The sequence below is a fragment of the Trueperaceae bacterium genome (assembly GCA_019454765.1).
Classification (GTDB): domain Bacteria; phylum Deinococcota; class Deinococci; order Deinococcales; family Trueperaceae; genus JAAYYF01.
The window spans coordinates 1-3640 of the sequence record JACFNR010000083.1 but is presented as its reverse complement, the minus strand read 5'-3'; the positions used below and the strand labels follow the sequence as shown (position 1 = coordinate 3640).

3 protein-coding genes are annotated in these 3640 nt (G+C 71.3%); all 3 read left to right on the top strand.

The window, feature by feature from the left end; all coding sequences use genetic code 11:
- Window positions 1–3: 3 nt before the first annotated feature.
- Window positions 4–1062, top strand: a complete 1059-nt coding sequence (locus H3C53_13280) for a LacI family DNA-binding transcriptional regulator (GenBank protein MBW7917639.1) — start codon at window positions 4–6, stop codon at window positions 1060–1062.
- Between the two features lie 16 nt (window positions 1063–1078).
- Entirely contained in the window at window positions 1079–2677 is a 1599-nt protein-coding gene (locus tag H3C53_13275) for a fucose isomerase (GenBank protein ID MBW7917638.1), read from the top strand.
- Window position 2678: 1 nt separating this feature from the next.
- The coding region (locus H3C53_13270; protein MBW7917637.1) for a sugar kinase at window positions 2679–3640 on the top strand (962 nt) is incomplete at its 3' end.

Genomic DNA, 3640 nt, shown 5'->3' with positions numbered 1-3640 from the left:
CGGATGGTGGGTGAAGTGGGTGAGAACTTGACGCTCGTCGAGCTGGCGAAGATCCTGAACGTGAGCGCGGCGACGATCTCGCGGGCCCTCAACCGTCCCGAGATGGTGTCTCCCGCCATGCGGGAGCGGGTGCTGGACGCCGTGGAGCGCTACAACTACCGCCCCAACGGCGTGGCACGCTCCCTCAGGCGCGGCGAGACGAGGACCGTGGGCCTCGTCGTATCCGACATCAAGAACTCGTTCTACTCGAGCATCGTGCAGGCCGTGGAGGACGCACTCTCCGAGCACGGCTACAGCGTGGTGGTCTGCGACGCCAACGAGAGCCGCGAGAAGGAGCAGCGCGCTCTCGCGCTGCTGGCCGAGCTCAAGCTCGACGGCATCATCCACGCCTTCAGCGGCAGCGACCTCAGCGAGCTCAACCGGCTGGGCCTCGGCAGCATCCCCATGGTCGAGATCGACCGCGCCTCCGGCATGAAGGGGGCCGGGACCGTCCTGCTCGACAACCGGCTGGGCTCGCGCCTCGCCGTCGAGCACCTGCTGGAGCTGGGCCACGTGCGCATCGGCATGATCTCGGGCCCCGAACGGCTGACGACCGGCCGCGAGCGCGTGGAAGGCTACCGTCTGGCGCTGGAGGCGGCGGGCGTGTCGTTCGACTCCTCGCTGGTGGGGTTCGGCGACTTCCAGGAGCGCTCGGGTTACGACCTGGCCAAGCGCCTGCTCAACCGGGCCGACCGGCCGACCGCGCTGCTGGTGGCCAACAACGAGATGATGGCCGGCGCCCTGACCGCCCTCCGCGAGCTGGGCCTGCGGCTGCCCGATGAACTCTCGGTCATCTGCTTCGACGACGCTCGGTGGGCCACCCACGTCGACCCGCCGCTCACGGTCGTGGCGCAGCCCCTCGAGGAGATGGGTCGAACCGCGGCCACGCTGCTGCTCGAACAGATCGCGGCCACCGGCCGCCCCGGAGCGGCCGGGCGTGAGCCGCGCGTGCGGGTGTTCCCGCCCGAACTGATCGTCAGGCGCTCCACCTCCAGGCCGGGGCGCCCACGGAAGGGAAGATAGCGTGAGCACGGAGGCTATGAGACGGGTCTACCTCGTGACCAGCGGCGACGGACGCGAGAGCGCCAACGCCGTCTGCTGGCCGGCCCAACGGCGCCTGGAGGAGCGGCTCACGGAGGTGTTCGCGCGCTTCGGTGCCGAGCTCGTGCGGGCGTTCCCCGTCGACCCAACCAGGGGCCACGGCTTCATCAGGAGCCAGCGGATGGGCATGGACATCCTCCAGGGGGTGCCGCCTGAAGCGCCGCTCGTCGTGGCCATCGCGGCCTGGCAGTTCAGCCACCACGTGCTGCCGGGCCTGCGCACCCACCGCGGTCCGATCCTCACGGCGGGCAACTGGAGCGGCGAGTGGCCCGGCCTCGTGGGGCTCCTCAACCTGAACGGTAGCCTCGCCAAGGCGGGCGTGGCCTACAGCACCATCTGGAGCGAGGAGTACGCCGACGAGTTCGCCCTCGGGGTCGTGAAGCGCTGGCTCGACACGGGCAGGGTGGACCACGACGAGTCGCACGTGAGAAGCCTGGCCGCCGTGACCCTGCCCGGCGACGCGGCCGACCTCGGCCGCCGGACCGCGCGGGCGCTCCGCGACCGGAAGGCCATCCTCGGCGTGTTCGACGAGGGCTGCATGGGGATGTACAACGCCATCATCGACGACGAGCAGCTGAACCCCCTCGGCGTCTACAAGGAGCGCCTCAGCCAGTCCGCCCTCCTCGCCGAGATGAGGCTGGTGACCGACGCCGAGGCGGAGGCCGTGCTCGATTGGTTACGGGCGCGCGGCATGCGCTTCGTGACCGGCACGAACGAGGCCACCGAGCTGACCGAGCGCCAGCTGCTGGGCCAAGCGCGGATGTACGTGGCGGCCCTCCGCATCGCCGACCGCTTCGGTTGCGACGCCGTTGGCATCCAGTACCAGAACGGCCTGACCGACATGGCGCCCGCCTCCGATCTGGTGGAGGGTCTCCTCAACAACCCGGACCGGCCGCCGGTGATGAGCCGCGACGGCGCTCGCGAGCTCTACGCCGGGAAGGCACTCCCTCACTTCAACGAGGTCGACGAGGGCGCCGCGGTCGACGCGCTGGTCACCAACCGCGTCTGGACCGAGCTGGGCTACGACCCGTCCACCACGCTCCACGACGTGCGCTGGGGCGCCGACTGGCCCGCGGGCGAGTTCGTGTGGCTGCTCATGATCTCGGGCGCCGCGCCGGCGTCGCACTTCGCGGGCGGCTACGCGGCCGCCAGCAGCGAGCGCCAGCCGGCAATGTACTTCCCGCAGGGGGGCGGCACGCTCAAGGGCGTCAGCCGACCCGGTCACGTGGTGTGGAGCCGCGTCTACAGCGCGGGCGGCGCGCTGCACGTCGACATGGGCCTCGGCGAGGCCGTCGAGCTGCCGGCCGAGGAGACCGAGCGCCGCTGGCGGGCGACCGACCCCACCTGGCCACTCATGCACCTCCGCACCCTGGGCGTCAGCCGCGACCAGTTCATGGGGCGGCACAAGGCGAACCACATCCAGGTGGCCTACGCGCCCGACGCGGCCGGCGCCACGCGTGCCCTGGCCGCCAAGGCCGCAGCCTTCGACGAGCTGGGCGTGAACGTCCACCTCTGCGGCACCACGGGGCTCGCCTGACGTGGCCGAGCTGCTGCTGGGCGTAGACATCGGCACCTATTCGGCCAAGGGCGTGCTCGTCACGCCGGCGGGCGAGGTGCTCGCGCAGCACGTGATAGAGCACGAGCTGTCGGTGCCCCGGCCCGGCTGGGCCGAGCACGACGCCGAGTCGGTCTGGTGGGGCGGGCTCTCCGGCACGGTCCGCGCCCTCCTGAGTGGCAAGTACTCGGGCGCCGACGTGGCCGGCGTGGCGGTAAGCGCCATCGGGCCGTGCCTCCTGCCGCTCGACGCGCAGGGTAGGCCGCTCAGGCCCGGCATCCTCTACGGGGTCGACACGCGCGCCAGCGCCGAGATGGAGCGGCTCACCGAAGCGATAGGCGAGGAGGCGCTGCTCGCGCACTCCGGCATGGCGTTCACCAGCCAGGCCATGGGCCCCAAGATCGTGTGGCTGCGGAAGAACGAGCCCGACGTGTGGCGCCGCACCGAGCGCCTCACCACGGCCAGCAGTTACCTCGTGTACCGCTTGACGGGCGAGCACGTGATCGACCGGCACACGGCCAGCCACTACATGCCGCTCATCGACATAGACACCCTCTCCTGGTCGGACCGTTACGAGGACCTGATCGCGCCGCTCGCCATGCTCCCCCGCCTGGGGTGGAGTGACGAGCTGGCCGGCCACGTCAGCACCCGCGCGGCGGCCGAGACCGGACTGAGGGCAGGCACCCCCGTGGCGGTTGGCGCCGTGGACGCCCTCTCCGAGGCGCTAAGCGTGGGCGTGACGGAGCCGGGCCAGCTCATGATCATGTACGGCTCCACCACGTTCTTCATCCTCCTGCTCGACGCGCCGGTGAGGGACGAGCGCGTGTGGCTAACGGCCGGCCTCTTCCCCGGCCAGTACGCGCTGGCCGCCGGCACCGCCACGAGCGGCAGCCTCACGCGTTGGTTCCGCGATCAGCTCGCCCGCGATCTCGAGCCCGAGCGCGC